Annotated in this window: 18 protein-coding genes; 4 read left to right on the top strand and 14 right to left on the bottom strand. The window is 63.3% G+C overall.

From position 1 onward, the window contains the following. From O0882_RS05440 to O0882_RS05430, 3 genes are all read right to left on the bottom strand, one after another. Complete coding sequence (locus O0882_RS05440; protein WP_289945966.1) at positions 1–555, bottom strand: carboxymuconolactone decarboxylase family protein; 555 nt, start codon at positions 553–555, stop codon at positions 1–3. Positions 556–684: 129 nt separating this feature from the next. Next, on the bottom strand, positions 685–1,605 hold the full coding sequence (locus tag O0882_RS05435) for an AraC family transcriptional regulator (RefSeq protein ID WP_289945965.1): 921 nt from the start codon (positions 1,603–1,605) through the stop codon (positions 685–687). 100 nt (positions 1,606–1,705) lie between these two features. After that, on the bottom strand, positions 1,706–2,545 hold the full coding sequence (locus O0882_RS05430; protein WP_289945964.1) for a symmetrical bis(5'-nucleosyl)-tetraphosphatase: 840 nt from the start codon (positions 2,543–2,545) through the stop codon (positions 1,706–1,708). A gap of 432 nt (positions 2,546–2,977) precedes the next feature. On the opposite strand from O0882_RS05430, the gene O0882_RS05425 reads away from it, so the two are divergent. From O0882_RS05425 to waaA, 4 genes are all read left to right on the top strand, one after another. Beyond that, positions 2,978–3,286 (top strand): H-NS histone family protein, encoded by a 309-nt coding sequence (locus O0882_RS05425; RefSeq protein WP_289945961.1) that lies wholly within the window; start codon positions 2,978–2,980, stop codon positions 3,284–3,286. Positions 3,287–3,384: 98 nt separating this feature from the next. Then, a complete protein-coding gene (locus O0882_RS05420; protein WP_289945959.1) occupies positions 3,385–4,767 on the top strand; it encodes a phosphomannomutase/phosphoglucomutase in 1,383 nt (460 codons plus the stop codon). 4 nt (positions 4,768–4,771) lie between these two features. Further along, positions 4,772–5,794 (top strand): lipopolysaccharide heptosyltransferase I, encoded by a 1,023-nt coding sequence (gene waaC, locus O0882_RS05415; RefSeq protein ID WP_289945957.1) that lies wholly within the window; start codon positions 4,772–4,774, stop codon positions 5,792–5,794. Between the two features lie 18 nt (positions 5,795–5,812). After that, positions 5,813–7,087, top strand: a complete 1,275-nt coding sequence (gene waaA, locus O0882_RS05410; protein WP_289945956.1) for a lipid IV(A) 3-deoxy-D-manno-octulosonic acid transferase — start codon at positions 5,813–5,815, stop codon at positions 7,085–7,087. Positions 7,088–7,145: 58 nt separating this feature from the next. Here the strand turns inward: waaA and O0882_RS05405 are convergent, their stop codons facing one another. The 11 genes from O0882_RS05405 to miaB all read right to left on the bottom strand — a co-directional run bounded on the left by O0882_RS05405 (position 7,146) and on the right by miaB (position 18,570). Continuing rightward, positions 7,146–8,069 (bottom strand): SprT family zinc-dependent metalloprotease, encoded by a 924-nt coding sequence (locus O0882_RS05405; protein WP_289946839.1) that lies wholly within the window; start codon positions 8,067–8,069, stop codon positions 7,146–7,148. Positions 8,070–8,113: 44 nt separating this feature from the next. Continuing rightward, positions 8,114–8,854: a lysophospholipid acyltransferase family protein gene (locus tag O0882_RS05400; protein ID WP_100874414.1), complete on the bottom strand. Its 741-nt coding sequence runs from the start codon at positions 8,852–8,854 to the stop codon at positions 8,114–8,116. Between the two features lie 16 nt (positions 8,855–8,870). Beyond that, a complete protein-coding gene (gene gmhB / locus O0882_RS05395) occupies positions 8,871–9,458 on the bottom strand; it encodes a D-glycero-beta-D-manno-heptose 1,7-bisphosphate 7-phosphatase (protein ID WP_289945952.1) in 588 nt (195 codons plus the stop codon). Beyond that, positions 9,458–11,560 (bottom strand): glycine--tRNA ligase subunit beta, encoded by a 2,103-nt coding sequence (gene glyS / locus O0882_RS05390; RefSeq protein WP_289945950.1) that lies wholly within the window; start codon positions 11,558–11,560, stop codon positions 9,458–9,460. The genes gmhB and glyS overlap by 1 nt, the downstream gene beginning before the upstream one ends. Before the next feature lie 39 nt (positions 11,561–11,599). Beyond that, entirely contained in the window at positions 11,600–12,517 is a 918-nt protein-coding gene (gene glyQ / locus O0882_RS05385) for a glycine--tRNA ligase subunit alpha (RefSeq protein ID WP_289945948.1), read from the bottom strand. A gap of 147 nt (positions 12,518–12,664) precedes the next feature. Further along, the gene (gene lnt / locus O0882_RS05380; protein ID WP_289945946.1) at positions 12,665–14,191 is read right to left on the bottom strand and encodes an apolipoprotein N-acyltransferase; all 1,527 of its coding nucleotides are present in this window, start codon (positions 14,189–14,191) and stop codon (positions 12,665–12,667) included. Between the two features lie 79 nt (positions 14,192–14,270). After that, complete coding sequence (locus O0882_RS05375) at positions 14,271–15,149, bottom strand: transporter associated domain-containing protein (protein WP_034746750.1); 879 nt, start codon at positions 15,147–15,149, stop codon at positions 14,271–14,273. A gap of 117 nt (positions 15,150–15,266) precedes the next feature. Continuing rightward, the gene (locus tag O0882_RS05370) at positions 15,267–15,689 is read right to left on the bottom strand and encodes a DUF4259 domain-containing protein (protein WP_289945944.1); all 423 of its coding nucleotides are present in this window, start codon (positions 15,687–15,689) and stop codon (positions 15,267–15,269) included. Positions 15,690–15,693: 4 nt separating this feature from the next. Further along, positions 15,694–16,158 (bottom strand): rRNA maturation RNase YbeY, encoded by a 465-nt coding sequence (ybeY, locus tag O0882_RS05365; protein WP_289945942.1) that lies wholly within the window; start codon positions 16,156–16,158, stop codon positions 15,694–15,696. After that, positions 16,142–17,206 (bottom strand): PhoH family protein, encoded by a 1,065-nt coding sequence (locus O0882_RS05360; RefSeq protein WP_289945941.1) that lies wholly within the window; start codon positions 17,204–17,206, stop codon positions 16,142–16,144. The genes ybeY and O0882_RS05360 overlap by 17 nt, the downstream gene beginning before the upstream one ends. Continuing rightward, positions 17,203–18,570, bottom strand: a complete 1,368-nt coding sequence (miaB, locus tag O0882_RS05355; protein ID WP_289945940.1) for a tRNA (N6-isopentenyl adenosine(37)-C2)-methylthiotransferase MiaB — start codon at positions 18,568–18,570, stop codon at positions 17,203–17,205. Before miaB ends, O0882_RS05360 begins: the two co-directional genes overlap by 4 nt. Between the last annotated feature and the right edge of the window lie 379 nt (positions 18,571–18,949).

The raw sequence follows: 18,949 nt of genomic DNA, 5'->3' as shown, positions 1-18,949 counted from the left end.
TCAGACGGCGCCAGGCAGGTAGGGCGTCAATTGCGGATTGACGGGCGTGCCGGCCAGGCTGTTGGAGAAATTGCACAGGGTGGCCAGGCTGATGCCCAGCACGACTTCCAGCGCCTGCTGTTCGTTGTAGCCGGCGGCCAGGAAGGTTTGATATTCGGCGTCGCTGACGGCGCCGCGTGTGGCGATGACGGCCGTGGCGAAGGCGGCGACGGCGTCGAGTTTGGCGTCGCCGGTCGGCTGGTCATGCTGCAGGGCGCGAACGATGTCGGGCGTCTGGCCCGCCTTTTTCAGCGAAATGGCGCTATGGCCGGCGATGCAGAAATCGCAGCCATGGATGCGCGCGGCCGTGATTTGCACCACTTCGCGTTCCATTAATGTCAGGCTGGCGCGCGCATTGATGCCCGAGACGGTCAGGTAGGTTTCCAATGCCAGCGGGGCATTGGCCAGCACGCCGATCAGGTTGGGCAGGAAGCCATTGTTGGCGATGGCCTTTTCCACGAAGGGGCGGCTATCGGCCGGGGCGGTATCGAGAGTGTGCAGCGTCAGACGGGACATGGGGTACCTTGCTAAGTTGGTAAGTCACCCGGGCATTATATCGGCCATATTGCGCACGCAACAGACGTCAGCGTCGTCCTTTTGTGCTCGTTCGTCTGTGATTGTGTGATCCTTGATTCCGGCAGGCACTTAGCTGGCCAGTTGGCGCAATCTCTGGTCGCGCCGGTAGGCACCCGGTTGCTCGCCCGTGACCCGCTTGAAGGCGCGCGTAAAGGCGGCGTGCGAGCGGTAACCCACCAGTTCGGCCGCGCGTTCGACGGAGACGCCGTCGTGCAGCCGGCGCGCGGCGATCTTCATGCGCAGCAGGAGCAGGAATTGGGCTGGCGAGTGGCCGCTGGCGTTGGCGAAATGCTTGCAGAAGCTGGCGCGCGACATGCAGGCCGCCTTGGCCATGTTCTCGATCGACCAGTCGTCGGCGGGGGCGTCGAGCATGCGTTCGAGCAGCGGCGAAAATGCGGGTTGGTGCAGCAGCGACAGCAGGCCGGCCGCCACCTGCTCGCCCTGCGCCACGTGGCGGATCAGGTAAAAGAACAGCAGTTCGACCAGGCGGGCGATGAGCGGCGACGGTTGCTCCGGATCGCCGCCCGCTTCAAGCAGGATCAGGTCGAACAGCGCTGCGGCGGCGCTGAAGGCGGGCGCGTCGCCGCGTATCAGCAGATACGGCGGGAAGGAGTCGACGATCAGCGCGGAAAGGGCGCCGCGAAATTGAAAGAAGCCGCAGGCCAGCGCCGTCGCCGGCTGCTGCGTGGGTGTCTGCAGCGGCAGCATGGCTTGCGCGCTTGCCGCCTGCAGCGGATCGCTGTGCGGGCTGAGGAAATGCGGCAAGTCGCGCAGCAGGAAGACGCCGTCGCGCGGGCCGAGCGCTATCGGCGCCGCGCCATCGAGGTGCAAATAGCAGTGGCCATCGAGCACCAGGTGAAAGCTGCCCAGTTCCCGGCCCGCCGTGGAAGCGCGCCAGCGGCCACAGTACTGGCCCACATGCAGGACGGCGGTGTCGAGCTCCAGGCTGCCGAGCAGCCAGCGCGCCAGTCTGTCGGTATCAGGATGCATGGGATGGCACAGGTAAAAGCTGCATCATACGGGGCTTGGGCGGCAAGGCAAACGACCGATTTCGACTAAGCATATGCGCGCCATGCGTATCACTTGGCACTTACCGCTTGCCACTGTGCCGCTGGAAGGCGGGACAGTCGACTTGCAGCAGCGAGCGGTCTTCCAGGCACACGGCCGACAGTTTTCCGCCCCAGACGCAGCCGCTATCGAGGCCGATCAGGTCGGGTCGCAACTGCAGTCCCAGCGCCGACCAGTGGCCGAAGACGACAGTGTCGCCCGCGCTGCGCCGGCCCGGCACGTCGAACCAGGGCAGCAGGCCGGAGCCCGGCGGCGCGCTGCCGCTCTCCTTCATCTTGAAGTCCATCACGCCGTCCGGCGTGCAAAAGCGCAGCCGTGTCATGGCGTTGACGATGCAGCGCAGCCGGTCGGTACCCTGCAGGTCGTCGCGCCAGGCGGCCGGCTCGTTGCCGTACATGCTGCGCAGGAACCCCACCCAGCCATCGCTGCGCAGCATGGTCGACACTTCCTCGCTCAGGGACAAAGCCTGGGTTGCGCTCCATTGCGGCAGCAAGCCCGCATGCACGAGCACATGCCCCTGGTGCCGCAAGGCGAGCGGACGCTGGCGCAGCCAGGTGATCAGCTCGTCGCGATCAGGCGCGTCGAGGATCTCGCCCAGCGTATCGGACGCATGCTCGGGCCGGATGCCGTTGGCCACGGCCAGCAAATGCAAGTCATGGTTGCCCAGGACACTGTCGGCCAGGCCTTGCTGCGCCAGCGCATGCACGTGGCGCAGGGTGGCCAGCGAGGCCGGGCCGCGGTTGATCAAGTCGCCCGCGAACAGCAGGCGGTACGGGCCATCCGCTGCCGCCTGGATCCGTTCGATCAGTTCGATGGTTTGTGCATGGCAGCCTTGCAGATCGCCGATAAAGTAAGTTTTCATAGGTACCGAGGTGAAGTGAACTACGCGCATGCATTATAAGCATGGCCGCCCTTGGTCGTCGGGAGCTTTTCCGGCTGATGCCGGATTACGCGCATGACCGGGCGGAAGGGAAAAGCCGGACGCTATTATTTTGTATGGGCATTTACTTTAGCTGAATATTTCGCTGCTTTATAGCGATAATATTTCCCTGGCATACTTGCTGGAGTCGATGCATGGCGCCATGCCAGCCGGAATGTCATTTTATTCATGTTTATTCATTTACCCACGTGCGCTTCCGGCATATTCTTCAGTGAATCTTAATGTTGAACAGGTAAATGAATTCAGGTCCGCGATTTCAGCGGCGAGGGATTAGGCAACCGTGCGCAAATGTTTATGCAATGTAGTATATTCCACGTGATTTTATTATTTAATTGAATGTAAAGGATATACGGGATGGATCTGTCAACGATGACGATGCTGGAATTGCGCAAGCTGGAAGATAATGTGAAGCAGGAATTGAACAGCCGCGAGCGCGAAGATTTGAACAAGGCGCGCGAACAGATCATGGCCATCGCGCAGCAAGCGGGCATTCCGCTGAAACAGCTGATACTCGAAGGCTTGCAACCGCGCACGGGCAAAGTCGCGGTACGTTACCGCCATCCTGACAATGCTACTCAACAATGGACAGGCCGTGGTCGCCAGCCGCTGTGGGTCAAGCAGTGGGTGGAATCGGGCAAGTCCATCGATCTGCTGCGCGTATAATTCGGTATACTCTTGGCGCAGTGGCAAGCTGCCAGCCACGCGCTGTACCTTGCCAGGCACCTTATCGATACCCTTACTTATACTATACCGCCCACACCATGCTTCCATTGTCCAGAACGATCTTCAAGGCCTACGATATTCGCGGCATCATTGCTAAAACCCTCGATGCCAGCGTGGCCTACAAGATCGGTCAGGCATTTGGCCAAGCCGCCTTGGCCAAGGGTGAGCAGCGGGTCGTGATCGGCCGCGATGGCCGCCTGTCGGGACCTGAACTGACGGCGGCGCTGGCGCAGGGCTTGCAGGCCGCAGGCGTCGACGTGATCGACCTGGGCGTGGTGGCCACGCCGATGGTGTACTTCGGCACGAATGTGCTCGACACGCGCTCCGGCATCATGGTCACGGGCAGTCACAATCCGCCTGACTACAATGGTTTCAAGATGGTGCTGGCCGGCGAAGCGATCCACGGCGAAGCGATCCAGGCGCTGTACCACAGCATCGTCGCCCACGACGGCAGCGCCAGCAGCACGCCGGGCAGCTATGCCACGTACGATATCCGCGCCGCCTACCTGCAGCGCATCCTGGGCGACGTCAAGCTGGCGCGCCCGATCAAGATCGCCGTCGACTGCGGCAATGGCGTGGCCGGCGCGTTCGCGGGCGACCTGTTCCGCGGCATGGGCTGCGAGGTCATTGAACTGTTCTGCGAAGTCGATGGCAATTTCCCGAACCACCACCCCGATCCGGCGCATCCGGAAAACCTGCAAGACCTGATCCGCTGCCTGGCCGAGACGGATGCGGAGATCGGCATCGCCTTCGATGGCGATGGCGACCGCCTGGGCGTGGTCACCAAGGATGGCCAGATCATCTACCCTGACCGCCAGATGATGCTGTTTGCCGCCGACGTGCTGACGCGCCATCCGGGCGCGCAAATCCTGTACGACGTGAAATGCACGCGCCACCTGGCGCCGTGGATCAGCAAGCATGGCGGCGTGCCGCTGATGTACAAGACCGGTCACTCGCTGGTAAAAGCCAAGCTGCGCGAGACGGGCGCGCCGCTGGGCGGCGAAATGAGCGGCCATATCTTCTTCAAGGACCGCTGGTACGGTTTCGACGACGGCATGTATTCGGCCGCGCGCCTGCTGGAAATACTCACGCGCGAAGTCGATCCTTCGGCCCTTTTGAACTCTCTGCCGCAGTCCGACAGCACGCCGGAACTGCACCTGGAACTGCAGGAAGGCGAGAACGTCGCGCTGATGGACATGCTGCGCCGCGACGCCGTCTTCCCCGACAATGAACAGATCATCACCATCGACGGCCTGCGCGTGGAATACGCGGACGGCTTCGGCCTGGCCCGCTCGTCGAACACCACGCCGGTGATCGTGATGCGCTTCGAAGCGGAAACGCCGGCGGCGCTGGCACGTATCCAGGGCCAGTTCAAGAGCGTGATCCTGGCCGCCAAGCCTGACGCCGTTCTGCCGTTCTGACAGCATGGCCGGTCAACCTGGCGCACAGGCGCCCCTGAAAATCCTGCTGGTGAGGGTATCTTCGCTGGGCGACGTGCTGCATAACCTGCCGATGGTGGCGGACATCGCCCGCCATTATCCGGATGCGACCATCGACTGGGTGGTCGAGGAAGGCTACACCAGCCTGGTGCGCCTGAACCCGCGCGTGGGCGCCATCTTCCCGTTCGCGCTGCGGCGCTGGCGCAAGGGCCTGGGCAAGAAGGAGACGCGCGCGGAAATCGCGGCCTTTTTCCGCAGCCTGCGCCAGACGCGCTACGATTACGTGTTCGATACCCAGGGCTTGCTCAAGACGGGCATCATCATGGGCGCCGCGCGCCTGGCGCCGGGCGGACAGAAGGTCGGCCTGGCCAATGGCAGCGAAGGCTCGGGCTACGAAGGCATCTCGCGCATCTTTCACACGAAAAGCATTCCGCTCGATCCACGCACGCATGCGGTAGCGCGCGGCCGCATGGTGGCCGCCGCGGCACTCGGCTACACGCTCGACACGCCGGCCGATTTCGGCTTGCCGGAAGTGTCAGGCAGCGAGCCGCGCCCGGACTGGATGGGCGAGGCGCCATACTGCGTGTACTTCCACGGCACGGCGCGCGACGCCAAGAAATGGGCGCCGGAAAACTGGATCGCCCTGGGCCATGCGCTTGCGCCCATGCCGATTTTGCTGCCCTGGGGTTCGCCCAAGGAAAAAGCGGAAGCAGAAGTGCTGGCGGCCGGCCTGCCGAATGCGCGCGTGCTGCCGAAGCTGTCGATGGGCGATGCCACGCTGCTGGCGCGCCACGCGGCGCTGGTGGTCGGCGTCGATACGGGCCTGACACATATCGCCGCAGCCTTTGTGCGTCCGACGGTGGAAATCTATGCTGATTCGCCGCTGTGGAAAACGGAAGGCAACTGGTCGCCGAAAATCATCAACCTGGGCGACAAGGGTGCGCCGCCCGGCGTGCCGGAAGTGCTGGCCGCGGCACAGCGCCTGCTGGCCGACTATCCTCCCGCCTGACGTCAGCGTTAAAAAATCATGCGACTTCTTTATACCCTTGCCTGGTGGCTGGCCTTGCCCCTGGTGCTGGCGCGGCTGTGGCTGCGCGGACGCCAGGAACCCGGCTACCGGCAGCACTGGGGCGAACGCCTGGGTTTTTACCCTCGCCAGCTGGCACTTGCACCAGCCACGCTCTGGCTGCACGCCGTCTCCGTTGGCGAGACGCGCGCGGCCGAGCCGCTGATCGATGCGCTGCTGGCCGCTTGGCCCGATTCCCGCATCGTCCTCACGCACATGACGCCCACAGGGCGCGCGACCGGTAAAACCCTGTTCGCCAAGCACGGCCCGCGCCTGCTGCAAAGCTATCTGCCGTACGACACGGGCGCCATGCCGGCCCGTTTCATCCGCCATTTTGCGCCCCGCATCTGCATCCTGATGGAGACGGAAGTGTGGCCGAACCTGATCCACCAATGCAATCGCCACAAAGTGCCGGTGGTGCTGGCCAACGCGCGCTTGTCACAGCGTTCGCTGGGCAAGGCGCAGCGCCTGGGTAAACTCATTGCCGACGCGGCGCGCGGCATCACCCTGGTGGCGGCGCAGACGCAGGACGACGCCGAGCGCGTGCGCATGCTGGGCGTGCAGAACGTGGTCGTGACGGGCAGCATCAAGTTCGATGTCGTCGTGCCCGCGGCGGCCCTGGCGACGGGTGCCTGGCTGCGCGCCGCCATCGGTGCGCGTCCCGTGCTGCTGTGCGCCAGCACGCGCGAAGGTGAAGAGCCATTGATTCTCGATGCCTTTGCCCGCGCCAGCTTGCCCGATGGTGTTCTGCTGCTGATCGTGCCGCGCCATCCGCAGCGCTTCGACGAGGTGGAAAAGCTGGTGTTGACGCATGGCTTGAGCGTGCAGCGCAGGTCCGGCCTGGCGCAGGACGATTTTGTGGCGGCGGGCACGCAGGTGCTGCTGGGCGACTCGATGGGCGAGATGTTTGCGTACTACGCGGCCTGCGATTGCGCCTTTGTCGGCGGCAGCCTGCTGCCACTGGGCGGGCAAAACCTGATCGAGCCGGCGGCCCTGGGCAAGCCCGTGCTGATCGGCCCGCACACCTTCAATTTTGCGCTGGTGACCGAGCAGGCGATCACCGCCGGCGGCGCCGCGCGGGTGGCGGATGCCGATGCGCTGATGGCGCAAGCGTCAGTCTTGCTGCAAGACCCCGCGCAGCTGGCGTCGATGGGACAAAAGGCGCTGGCCTTCGCGGCGCAGCACCGTGGCGCCACGCCGCGTACCATCGCGGCCATCCAACCGCTGCTGCCGTGATCGAGGTAGGTCGGATTAGCGCGCTAGCGCGTAATCCGACAGCCGCCAACAATATCGTTTACGCGAACAACACCGGCAGCTCCTGCGAGCGTTTCCTGAGCGCCTGCTTGGCCCCATCGTAATCGGGATAGATCGATTCCACGATGGCCCAGAAGCGGGAGCTGTGGTTCATTTCCAGCAGGTGCGACAGTTCATGCGCCACCACGTAGTCGATCAGCGGCAGGGCGAAGTGGATCAGGCGCCAGTTCAGGCGGATCTTGCGCTCGATGGTGCAGCTGCCCCAGCGCGTGCCGGCCGAGGATAGCGATAATGCATCGTAGCGCACACCCAGCTTGTCCGCATACAGGTCCAGCCGCGCTTCGAACAGCTGGCGCGCCTCGTGCTGGAACCAGCCCTTCACTTTGTCCTTCAACTGCTGCTCGCTGCCCGTGGGCGTGACCCATACGTGCAGTTCATTCGTTTCGCGCTGGAAGCTGGCGCGGTGACGCGGCGCCTGGTGCAATCGCAATGTGATCTCGCCACCGAGGTAGGGCAGCGCGGCACCATCGATCCATGCCACGGGCGGGCGCTGCTGGCGCTGCACCTTGCGCTCGCCCCTTTCCAGCAGCTTCGAGACGATCCAGCCCTGCTTGGCGCGGATGGCATTGTCGATTTCGGCCAGGGTGACGCGCTTGGGCGCGGTCACGCGCAAGCCGTTATCGTCGATCATGAAGCCGATGGAACGGCGCGTGGAACGGCGCAGGGCGAATTCGACCAGGTGGCTGCCCAGCTGCAGCTGACGCAGCGGAGGGCCATCGGCAGGGCGTGGGGGGGACGGCAGGGGCGATGGGGCGGGGCGAACGATGGGTGGCGCGGGTACCACTAGCGGTGGTGCCACGGGCGGCGCTGGCGGTGCCGTGGGGCGCACCGCCGGGGGCGTGCTGGTCGAGACGTCATGCGCGAACAGATCCAGTTGCTGGTCGCCGACCTTGATGGTCTTCATCTGCTGGCGCAGTGTCGGCTCCTGGATGACCGCGCTGATGCCGTCTAGCCAGCGTTGTAGGCGTGAGGCGAAATGACGCGCATTTCTGATTCTATCCAATTTTCCACCTGTTGCATCATGCTGTCCGGGGTTTGCCCTTCCGGCGAAATCGGTTTGCCTATCGAGACGGTGATCAGTCCCGGGCGTTTGAGGAATGACTGCTTGGGCCAGCATTCGCCTGAATTATGCGCAATCGGCACCACCACGGCACCCGTGGCAATGGCCAGTCGCGTGCCACCGCTCTTGTACTTGCCCGCCTGGCCCACGGGGATGCGGGTGCCTTCCGGGAACATGATAATCCATTGGCCGTCGGCGAGGCGGCGTTTGCCATGCGCGACCACGCTCTTGAAGGCATGCTTGCCCTGTTTGCGGTCGATGGGGATCATGCGCAGCAGCGCCATGGCCCAGCCAAAGAACGGGATGTACAGGATCTCCTTCTTGAACACATACACCAGCGGACGGGGAAGGCTGGGCAGCAGGAAGATGGTTTCCCAGGCCGACTGGTGCTTTGACAGCACGATGGCCGGCGCATCCGGGAAGTTCTCGGCGCCCTTGACTTCATAGCGGATGCCGCAAATGACCTTGGCGCACCACAGGATAAACACGTTCCAGCGCGAGGTGACCCAATAGCGCTTGTTGTAGCTCAATGGCGCGGCAAAAAAGCACACGCAGGCCCAGACGATGGTGGCCACGATCATGATGGTCATGAACAGCAGGGATCGCAGGAACAGGGAAATATTACGCAATGCGGTTCTCCGAAAATTAGATACTGAATGCCACGGTGGGCGCTGGCGCCGCTGGCGCCCTGAGCAGGTGGCTGACCACGGCGGCCAGGTCGGGGAAAACCTGGGTGCCGGGTGGCAGGCCACCTGTTTCGTTGGTTTTTTCGCCCTTGCCCGTCAAGACCAGGTAGGGCACGCAGCCGCTGATGAAACCTGCCTGCAGGTCGCGCAGCGAATCGCCAACGGTGGGCACGCCTTTCAGGCTGGTGTTGTAGCGCTTCGCGATTTCATGGAACATGCCCGGTTTCGGCTTGCGGCAGTCGCAATTGTCCGCGCCCGCGTGCGGGCAAAAGAAGATGGCGTCGATATCGGCGCCCACTTGCTGCGCCAGGGTGTGCATCTTCTGGTGAATCGCGTTCAGCACCGTCATGTCGAAATATTCGCGCGCGATGCCTGACTGGTTCGAGGCGACGATGACGCGATAGCCTGCCTGGTTCAGGCGGGCGATCGCTTCGAGCGAACCGGGGATCGGTAGCCATTCGGCAGGCGACTTGATGAAGTCCGGCGAGTCATGATTAATGACGCCGTCGCGGTCGAGAATAATCAGTTTCAGCGCCGGAATGCCCATTATGCCGCCAGCTTGGAAATGTCGGCCACGCGGTTCATCATGCCGTGCAGCGACGACAGCAAGGCCAGGCGATTGTTGCGCAGGGCGACATCCTCGGCCATCACCATCACGTCGTTGAAGAAGCCGTCGACGTCGTCGCGCAGCTGCGCCAGCGTTTGCAGGGTGCTGGTGAAGTCGCCCTTGGCGAAGGCCGCGTCGACTTCCGGCTGCACGCGCGAGACGGCGGCGGCGAGTTTTTTCTCCGCTTCGTCCTGCAGCAGGGCCACGTTGACGCCATTGTCGGCAACCAGCTTGAGCGCTTCCTCGTTCTTTTTCAGGATGTTGGTGATGCGTTTGTTGGCTGCCGCCAGCGAGGCGCTTTCCGGCAGGGCGGCAAACGCCTGCACGGCTTCCAGGCGCTGCACGATGTCGTCCAGGCGGTCAGGATTCTGTGCCACGACGGCTTCGATTTCATTCGGTGAGAAACCGCGTTCGCGCAGGATGCCGCGCAGGCGGTCGAGCATGAAGGTGGTGACATCCGCGATTGGGTCCTTGAAGCCGGGAACGGCGGCGAACTGCGCGGCGGCGTCGCCCAGCAAGCCCCGGATCGACAATGGCAAACGCTTTTCCAGCAGCATGCGCAGCACGCCCAGGGCATGGCGGCGCAGCGCGAACGGGTCCTTGTCGCCCGTGGGCGCCAGGCCGATGGCCCAGATGCCGACCAGGGTTTCGAGCTTGTCGGCCAGGGCCACGGCGGTGCCGGTGGCGGTCGATGGCAGGCTGTCGCCGGCAAAACGCGGCTGGTAGTGTTCGGAAGCGGCCAGCGCCACTTCTTCCGGCTCGCCATCATGGCGCGCGTAATACGTGCCCATGATGCCTTGCAGCTCGGGGAATTCACCCACCATATCGGTCAGCAGATCGGCCTTGGCCAGCAGGGCGCCCCGTTCGGCCAGGGCCACGTCGTAGCCCAATTTGGCGGCGATGGCGCCGGCTAATGCTTTTACTCTTTCTGTACGGGCAGCTTGCGTGCCCAGCTTGTTGTGGTAGACGACGTTGGCCAGCAGCGGCAAACGCGATGCCAGGGTCTTCTTCTTGTCTTGTTCAAAAAAGAACTTGGCGTCGGACAGGCGCGGGCGCACGACGCGCTCGTTGCCGCCGATGATATGTTCTGGCGTGTCCGTCTCGATGTTCGAGACGATCAGGAAGCGCGAGCGCAGCTTGCCTTCGCTGTCCGTCAGGGCGAAATACTTCTGGTTCGTCTGCATGGTGAGGATCAGGCATTCCTGCGGCACGGCCAGGAATTCTTCCTCGAAGTGGCACTCATACACGACTGGCCATTCGACCAGGGCGGTCACTTCATCGAGCAGCGCTTCTGGCATCAGCACCTGGTCGGCACCGGCCTTGTCCAGCAACTGGGCGCGGATGCGCTCCTTGCGTTCCTCGTTGCTGGCGATGACGCTGGCGTTGAGGATCAGTGAGGCCGCATAGTTTTCCGCGTGCGCAATGGTGATAGCCTTGCCGTCGGTGAGGAAGCGGTGGCCCAGGGTGGTGCGGCCGGCCGTCAATCCCAGCAGGGTCAGAGGCAGCACGTTGACGCCGTGCAGGGCGATCAGGCTGTGGGCCGGGCGCACGAATTGCACGGTGGTGCCGTCCGGGCGCTGATAGCTCATCAGTTTTGGAATCGGCAGCTTGGCGGCCGATTCCGTCAATGCCGCTTGCGCGCCGGCGGCGAGCTGGCTGCCCGGCGCCGTATAGGTGTAGAAGAAGCTTTCGGCCTTGCCATCGACGGCGCGTTCCAGGTCGGCCACCGTCAGGTCGGGGAAGCCCAGCGCGGCCAGTTTCTTGGCCAGCGGCGGCGTGCCGTTGCCGTTCGCGTCCAGCGCCACGGAGACGGGCAAGACTTTTTCACGGATGGATTTATCGGGCGAGACTTCGCGCACATTGGTGATGGAGACGGCCAGGCGGCGCGGCGAGGCGTAGCTGGTGGCGACGCTGTCGGCTTCCAGGAAGTCGCGCGCCTTCAGGCCATTGACGATGCCGGCGGTGAAGGCGGCGCCCAGTTTGGCCAGCGCTTTCGGCGGCAGTTCTTCGGTCAGCAGTTCGATGAGCAGTGTTTGGTTCATGGTGTTCTTGTCCGGTACAGCGGTGTATGAGCTAGGCGATCAGGCGGCGGCGAGTTGGTCTGCGGCGGGCAGCATCGGGAAACCGAGGCGCTCGCGCGAGTCGTAATACGCTTGCGCCACCAGGCGCGACAGGGTGCGTACGCGGCCGATGTAGGCGGCGCGTTCCGTCACCGAGATGGCGCCACGCGCATCTAACATATTGAAGCTGTGCGACGCCTTCATGATCTTCTCGTAGGCGGGCAGGGTCAGTTGCAGCTCGATCAGGCGCTTCGCTTCCGCTTCGTAGTTGCCGAACTGTTCGAACAGCAGGTCCGTATTCGCGTGCTCGAAGTTGTAGGTCGATTGCTCCACCTCGTTCTGGTGGAAGACGTCGCCGTAAGTCAGTTTTTTCGTGACACCGTTTTCTTCCCACTCGGTCCACACCAGGTCATACACGTTTTCCACGCCTTGCAAATACATGGCCAGGCGTTCGATGCCGTAGGTGATTTCGCCCAGCACAGGCTTGCAATCGAGGCCGCCGACTTGCTGGAAGTAGGTAAATTGGGTCACTTCCATGCCGTTCAGCCAGACTTCCCAGCCCAGACCCCAGGCGCCCAGGGTCGGGCTTTCCCAGTCGTCTTCGACGAAGCGCACGTCATTCTGCTGCAAGTCCAGGCCCAGGGCGGCCAGCGAACCCAGATACAGGTCGAGGATGTTTTCCGGCGCCGGCTTCAACACCACCTGGTACTGGTAGTAGTGCTGCATGCGGTTCGGGTTTTCGCCATAGCGGCCATCTTTCGGGCGGCGCGAAGGCTGCACATACGCGGCGCGCCAGGGTTCCGGGCCGATCGCGCGCAGGAAGGTACCGGTGTGGAAGGTGCCGGCGCCGACTTCCATGTCGTAAGGCTGGAGCAGGGCGCAACCTTGCTTGTCCCAATAGGTTTGCAAGGTCAGGATAATTTGTTGAAATGTGAGCATCGTATGGGTTCGCCGCGCGGGAGGCTGCGCTTTGTTAAGGTTTGCTTGAAACCCGGGCGCTGCCAGTCAAGCGCGTCCGGGCCGGAGTTTTGCTAATTTTAGCGGTTTTTACGGGCCCACTGTGACTCTTCGGGCAATATCGGCCGCTTATTGCTGCGCGGCGCGGCCACGGCGCGCGGCGCGCGACAGCAGGAAGGCCGTCAGCAGGGCCAGCACGGCCAGGGCCAGCACCAGTTTATTGCCATACAGAATGTATGGCGTCATGCCGCCCATGCCTTGCACCTTGGCCGCCAGGGCGGCTTGCTGTTCCGGCGGCAGCAGGCTTTGCACCACGCCCTTGCCGTCGATGACGGCGGTGGCGCCCGTATTCGTCGAGCGTAGCATCGGACGGCCCGTTTCCAGGCTGCGCATCTGCGAAATCTGCAGATGCTGCGGGATGGCGATCGATTCGCCAAACCAGGCCAGGTTCGAGATATTGAGCAGCACCGAGGCCGACTGCTTGCCATGGCGGTGGGCGCTGGCCAGCTGGCCCGCGATTTCTTCGCCAAACAAGTCTTCGTAGCAGATATTGGGCAGCACCAGCTGGTCGCGCACGGGCAAAGGCGCTTGTACTTCCGCGCCTCGGCCCATGTCGCCCAGCGGGATGGCCATCATGGCGACAAACCAGTGCAGGCCGGGCGGCACGAATTCGCCGAACGGCACCAGATGGTGCTTGCGGTACTGGTAGTACGGGCCCGGCGTGCCGTTGGGCGTGATGCCCACGGCCGCATTGTAGAAGCGCTGTTGTTCGTCGAGCACGGGCATGCCGAGCAAAATCGTGCTGCCCGTCTGCTGCGCATACGTGCCCAGGCTATCCAGATAACCGGGCGGCAGCTGGTGCGGCAGCACGGTGACGGCCGTTTCCGGCGTGGCGATCAGGTCGGCCGGCGCGCTGGTGATGGCGCTCTGGTACATCTGCAGCGCGCCCAGCACGAAGCCGGGGTCGAATTTCTGCTGCTGCGGCACATTGCCTTGCAACAGGCGCACTGTGATGGGGCGCCCGACAGGATGGGTCCAGTTCACGTATTGCAAGCCAACGCCGGCCGCATACAGCGCGATGACGCCGCCCAGCGCGCTCCAGCGCGTGCGGCGCAGGGGGTGGACTAGCAAGAGCAGGGCGCCGGCCGACAGCGCCGCCAGCCAGCCCAGGCCATACGCGCCGACGATGGGCGCAAAGCCGCCCAGCGGGCTGGCATTGTGGGCGTAACCGGTGGCCAGCCACGGGAAACCCGTAAACAGCCAGCCGCGCGTCCATTCGAACAGGGTCCAGGTGGCCGGCAGCACCAGCAGGGTCATGGCGGGCAGGGATAGCACCCAGCGCTGGCGCAGCCAGGCGGCCGCGCCCATGGCCAGGGCCACGTAAATGGCCATCAAGAGGGCCAGCAAGGCCACGGCGATGGCGGCGATCGGTGCGGCCATGTCGCCATAGCGGTGCATGGAGATATACAGCCAGTGCGTGCCGGCCGCGCACCAGCCGAAGCCGTAGGCCCAGCCGATCAGCGCACCGCTCTTGACGTTCGCCGCGCGCAGCACCTGGTAGAACAGCACGCCCAGGCTGAGGATTTGCAGCGGCCAGTAGCCGAACGGGGCGAACGCCAGCACCGCGACAGCGCCGGCGATGGCGGCAGTCAGCATGCGCGCCCATGTGCTGCGGGGCGGTTTGGCGGGGGCGTTGGGATCCAAGCGTCTGAAACGCATCTACAGCACGCGCATGTCAGAGTTCCAGTTCCGGCACGTTGGGCAGGCGCTCGACGAGCAGCACGTGCACCTGGCGCGCATCGGCGCGCAGCACCTCGAAGCGCAGATTGCCCAGGTCGAAGATGTCGCCCTTGTGCGCCATGCGGCCCAGGTACTTCGAGACCAGGCCGCCGATGGTGTCGACGTCGTCGTCCACCAGGTGACTGCCCACTTCTTCGTTGAACTGTTCGATCTCGGTCAGCGCCTTGACCCGCCAGCGGGGGCCGAACTGGCCTTCCTTGAGCGAGAGGATGTTGTCCTCGGCTTCGTCGAAGTCGTATTCGTCCTCGATGTCGCCGACGATCTGTTCCAGCACGTCTTCGATGGTGATCAGGCCGGCGACGCCGCTGTATTCATCGACGACGATGGCCATGTGATTGTGGTTGGCGCGGAAATCGCGCAGCAGCACATTCAGGCGTTTCGATTCGGGGATGAAGATGGCGGGGCGCAGCATGTCGCGGACGTCGAAAGTTTCTTCTGCGTAATAACGCAGCAAGTCTTTCGCCAGCAGGATGCCGATGACCTTGTCGCGCTCGCCTTCGATCGCGGGGAAGCGCGAGTGGGCGGTGGACAGGACTTCCGGCATCCATTCCTCGATCGGCTTGCTGATGTCGATGACATCCATTTGCGAACGGGGAATCATGATGTCGCGCGCACAGAGATCCGATACCTGAAACACGCCTTCGATCATCGACAGGGCGTCGGCGTCGATCAGCTTGCGTTCATGCGCATCGTGTAGAACTTCGAGCAATTCTGCACGGTTCTCTGGCTCGGGGGATATGAGTGCGGTCAGGCGTTCAAACAGTGACCGGTGGGGCTTGACGTCAGTTCTGACGCCACTAGGGTGCTCGGGCATAGGAGGCGTGAGCCGTTGTTGCGAAGGGATATAGGATACACCAAAAGTGGGGGAATACCGGATTTCCCCGCTTTTGATGCAAATTTAATACGTTGAAGTGCGCCGTTGCCCGATGTTTTACGCGGCGTCCGGGCCCAGCACGCGCGCGCGCAAGGCCGCCACGTCCGCCTGCCAGTCCGTAAAATGCTCGCTGTCTTGCCACAGCTGGCGCAGTTCCGACGACTCGGCCATGATGCGGTCGAAGGCCAGGCGCGCTTTTTCCAGCAGCGGCGGCGTGACTTTCTTCTTGCAGGCGGCCACCCATTCGTCCACTTCCGCCGTGGCCGGGTCGTTTTCTCCCGGCTGGCCTTGCAGGCGCGCGATCACTTCCAGCGCGGCCAGCGCCTCGGCGGCGAACGGCGCTTCGAGTTCCGCTTCCGTGCTGTCGATGACGTTGTCGAGCGTCGTCTCGACCAGTTCCAGGGTTTTGTATTCGTGCAGATCCTGCGCCCAATCCATGGCGTAGTCGTTGCCGAAGGCGTCGGTGGCCCAAGTGCCCATGGTCTTACTCCTTGTACGGGTCGGTAATGCCGAGTTTCGCGAGGATTGCCGTTTCCAGGCCCTCCATCTCGGCCGCTTCCTCGTCATCCATGTGGTCGTAGCCCTGCGCATGCAGCACGCCGTGCACGATCAGATGGGCCGTGTGCTCTTCCACGCTTTTCTTTTGTTCCGCCGCTTCCTTTTCCAGTACGTCCGTGCACAGGATGATGTCGGCGCGCGTCGGCTCGTCGTCATTCAACTCTTCGCCTTCGTTATAGGCAAACGTCAGCACATTGGTGGCGTAATCCTTTTCTCGGTAGTCGCGGTTCAAGGTACGGCCTTCCTGCGCGTCGACGAAGCGGATGGTGAGTTCGGCAGGGGCGAACAGGGCCGCCTTGACCCAGCGGCGCACTTTGGGCCGCGTGATCAGGGTTTCCAGGCGGGCGTCCGGGTATTGCACGGACAGCGATAGTTTATTTTTTTCGGACATTTTTGGCGGCAGCTGGTTTCAATAAGGGAAGTAACTGGGCGGCGTTGGCGCCGGCCGCCTGCGCCGTTTCATACGCATCGACGATGCGCGCGACGAGCGGATGGCGCACCACGTCGCTGCTGTTAAATTGCGTAAAGCCGATGCCGCGCACGTCTTTCAGCACGTGCACGGCGTCGATCAGGCCACTCGTCTGGCTCTTGTGCAGGTCGACTTGCGTCACGTCGCCCGTCACCACGGCCTTGCTGCCGAAGCCGATGCGCGTCAAAAACATCTTCATCTGTTCGACGGTGGTGTTCTGCGCTTCATCGAGGATGACGAAGGCGTGGTTCAGGGTGCGCCCGCGCATATAGGCCAGCGGGGCGATCTCGATCACCTGTTTCTCAAACAGTTTTTGCGTGCGGTCAAAGCCCAGCAAGTCGTACAGCGCGTCGTACAGGGGACGCAAATACGGGTCGACCTTTTGCGCCAGGTCGCCCGGCAGGAAGCCCAGGCGCTCGCCCGCTTCGACGGCGGGGCGCGTCAGGATGATGCGCTTGACGGCATCGCGTTCGAGCGCGTCGACGGCGCAGGCGACGGCCAGGTAGGTTTTGCCGGTGCCGGCCGGTCCCACGCCAAAGCTGATGTCGTGTTCGAGGATGTCGCGCAGGTAGGCGATCTGGTGCGGCGTGCGCCCGCGCAGGTCGCTGCGCCGCGTTTTCAGCACGGGGCTGGCGATGTCCGGCTCGACGAAGGTGCTGGCAGGCGCGTTGACGTGGTGTTCCGAGGCGGCGGACAGTCCGGCGCGCTGCTCCACCAGGGCCAGCTGCACTTCTTCCAGCGGCACGACCTTGTTGGCGATGGCGTAGAACTGGTCGAGGATTTCCACGGCCCGTTCGGCATTGCTGCCGCCGACGATGAATTTCTCGCCGCGGCGGAAGATCGTCACGTCGAGGGCGGCGGAAATCTGGCGCAGGTTTTCATCGAGCGGCCCGCACAGGTGCGCCAGGCGCGTGTTGTCCAGCGGCTCGGGGATGAAGTAATGCGGCTGTATCGGGGCTTTGGTTTTCAACTGGCTCTTTTCAATGCGGAAGCGCCGGCGACGAGTTCGCCGCGCAGGGTGTAGGAATGGCTTTCGGTGATGCGCACGTCGACCAGCTGGCCGACCAGCTGCAGCGCGTCCGGGCCGGCGTCGAAATTGACGACGCGGTTGTTTTCCGTGCGGCCTTGCAGTTCACTGTCATCGGTGTCCTTCTTCGAACGGCCTTCGACGAGGATGGTTTGCACGCTGCCCACCATGGCCAGGCTGTATTTGCGCGTGTTGGCGTCGATGGCCGCCTGCAACTGCTGCAAACGGGCCAGTTTCACTTCATGCGGCGTATCGTCTGCCAGGCTGGCGGCCGGCGTGCCGGGGCGCTTGCTGAAGATGAAGCTGTAGCTGTTGTCAAACCCCACGTCGGCGATCAGCTTCATCATGGCGTCGAAGTCGGCCTGCGTCTCGCCGGGGAAGCCCACGATGAAGTCGGACGAAATGGCCATGTTCGGGCGCACGGCGCGGATGCGGCGGATGATGGACTTGTATTCGAGGCCCGTGTAGCCGCGTTTCATGGCGCCCAGGATCTTGTCGGAACCGTGCTGTGCCGGCAGGTACAAATGGTCGACCAGCTGCGGGATCTTCGCATAGGCGTCGATCAGGCGCTGCGTGAATTCCTTCGGGTGGCTGGTGACGAAGCGCATGCGCGCGATGCCGGGAATGTCGGCCACGTATTCGAGCAGCAGGGCGAAGTCGGCGATCTCTCCGCCTTCCATCACGCCACGGTAGGCGTTCACGTTCTGCCCCAGCAGGGTGATTTCCTTGACGCCCTGGGCGGCCAGGCCCGCCACTTCCGTCAGTACGTCTTCGAAGCGGCGCGACACTTCCTCGCCGCGCGTGTAAGGCACGACACAATAGCTGCAATATTTGCTGCAGCCTTCCATGATGGAAACAAACGCCGAGGCGCCGTCGACCTTGGCCGGTGGCATGTGGTCGAATTTTTCGATTTCCGGGAAGCTGATGTCGACCTGCGAAGCGCCGCTGGAGCGGCGCAGTTCGATCATTTGCGGCAGGCGGTGCAGGGTTTGCGGGCCGAAGACCATGTCGACATATGGCGCGCGCTTGACGATGGCGTCGCCCTCCTGCGAGGCCACGCAGCCGCCCACGCCGATCAAGAGGTGCGGCTTGGCCAGTTTCAGCTCGCGCAGACGGCCCAGGTCGGAAAACACTTTTTCCTGCGCCTTTTCGCGCACGGAGCACGTGTTGAGCAGGATCACATCGGCATCTTCCGGCGTGTCGGTGCGCACCAGGCCGTCGGAAGCGCCCAGCACGTCGGCCATCTTGTCCGAGTCGTACTCGTTCATCTGGCAGCCGAAGGTTTTAATGAATACTTTTTTCTGCATGGAGTCGGATGCTTATCGGTAAATGTGGCGGCAAAAAAGTGGGCAAATAAGTGGGGCGGCAAATAAGCCGGGCAGGGAGATTGCGCCGTGCGCCGCTCGGGGCGGGAGGCGGTGGATCACCGGCCGGGCGCCTCTGGCTGCCCGCTGGCAGGCTCGCTGCAAGTTCAGGCCATAGTTTAGCGTAAATCGCCGGGACGGGCCATGTTGTGCTGAGTATGCCGACAAGATTGCAGCGTGAATACGGTGCCCGGTACGGCGATGCCGTAAAGCATTTATTGCCATGCGACACCATTGATTTGTAACAAGTTGCTGCAAAGCCTTGTGTGCGGCCGCTGGCATCCTAATGTGTTGAAATAGCATCGTTGGCAAGCCAACCAGC

Source organism: Janthinobacterium sp. SUN073 (assembly GCF_030397665.1).
GTDB lineage: Bacteria > Pseudomonadota > Gammaproteobacteria > Burkholderiales > Burkholderiaceae_D > Janthinobacterium.
Note: the sequence above shows the minus strand (reverse complement) of the source record. Positions and strands in the feature narration are given on the sequence as shown.

Coding starts and splice junctions, on each gene's coding strand:
- gmhB (WP_289945952.1), bottom strand. CDS start 9,458: ATGGGCATTCCGGCGCTGAAACTGATTATTCTCGACCGCGACGGCGTC.
- miaB (WP_289945940.1), bottom strand. CDS start 18,570: ATGCAGAAAAAAGTATTCATTAAAACCTTCGGCTGCCAGATGAACGAG.
- O0882_RS05405 (WP_289946839.1), bottom strand. CDS start 8,069: ATGAAGACCATCAAGGTCGGCGACCAGCAACTGGATCTGTTCGCGCAT.
- glyQ (WP_289945948.1), bottom strand. CDS start 12,517: ATGCTCACATTTCAACAAATTATCCTGACCTTGCAAACCTATTGGGAC.
- glyS (WP_289945950.1), bottom strand. CDS start 11,560: ATGAACCAAACACTGCTCATCGAACTGCTGACCGAAGAACTGCCGCCG.
- waaA (WP_289945956.1), top strand. CDS start 5,813: ATGCGACTTCTTTATACCCTTGCCTGGTGGCTGGCCTTGCCCCTGGTG.
- O0882_RS05435 (WP_289945965.1), bottom strand. CDS start 1,605: ATGCATCCTGATACCGACAGACTGGCGCGCTGGCTGCTCGGCAGCCTG.
- ybeY (WP_289945942.1), bottom strand. CDS start 16,158: ATGTCCGAAAAAAATAAACTATCGCTGTCCGTGCAATACCCGGACGCC.
- O0882_RS05440 (WP_289945966.1), bottom strand. CDS start 555: ATGTCCCGTCTGACGCTGCACACTCTCGATACCGCCCCGGCCGATAGC.
- O0882_RS05370 (WP_289945944.1), bottom strand. CDS start 15,689: ATGGGCACTTGGGCCACCGACGCCTTCGGCAACGACTACGCCATGGAT.
- O0882_RS05430 (WP_289945964.1), bottom strand. CDS start 2,545: ATGAAAACTTACTTTATCGGCGATCTGCAAGGCTGCCATGCACAAACC.
- O0882_RS05425 (WP_289945961.1), top strand. CDS start 2,978: ATGGATCTGTCAACGATGACGATGCTGGAATTGCGCAAGCTGGAAGAT.
- O0882_RS05375 (WP_034746750.1), bottom strand. CDS start 15,149: ATGCCCGAGCACCCTAGTGGCGTCAGAACTGACGTCAAGCCCCACCGG.
- lnt (WP_289945946.1), bottom strand. CDS start 14,191: ATGCTGACTGCCGCCATCGCCGGCGCTGTCGCGGTGCTGGCGTTCGCC.
- waaC (WP_289945957.1), top strand. CDS start 4,772: ATGGCCGGTCAACCTGGCGCACAGGCGCCCCTGAAAATCCTGCTGGTG.
- O0882_RS05420 (WP_289945959.1), top strand. CDS start 3,385: ATGCTTCCATTGTCCAGAACGATCTTCAAGGCCTACGATATTCGCGGC.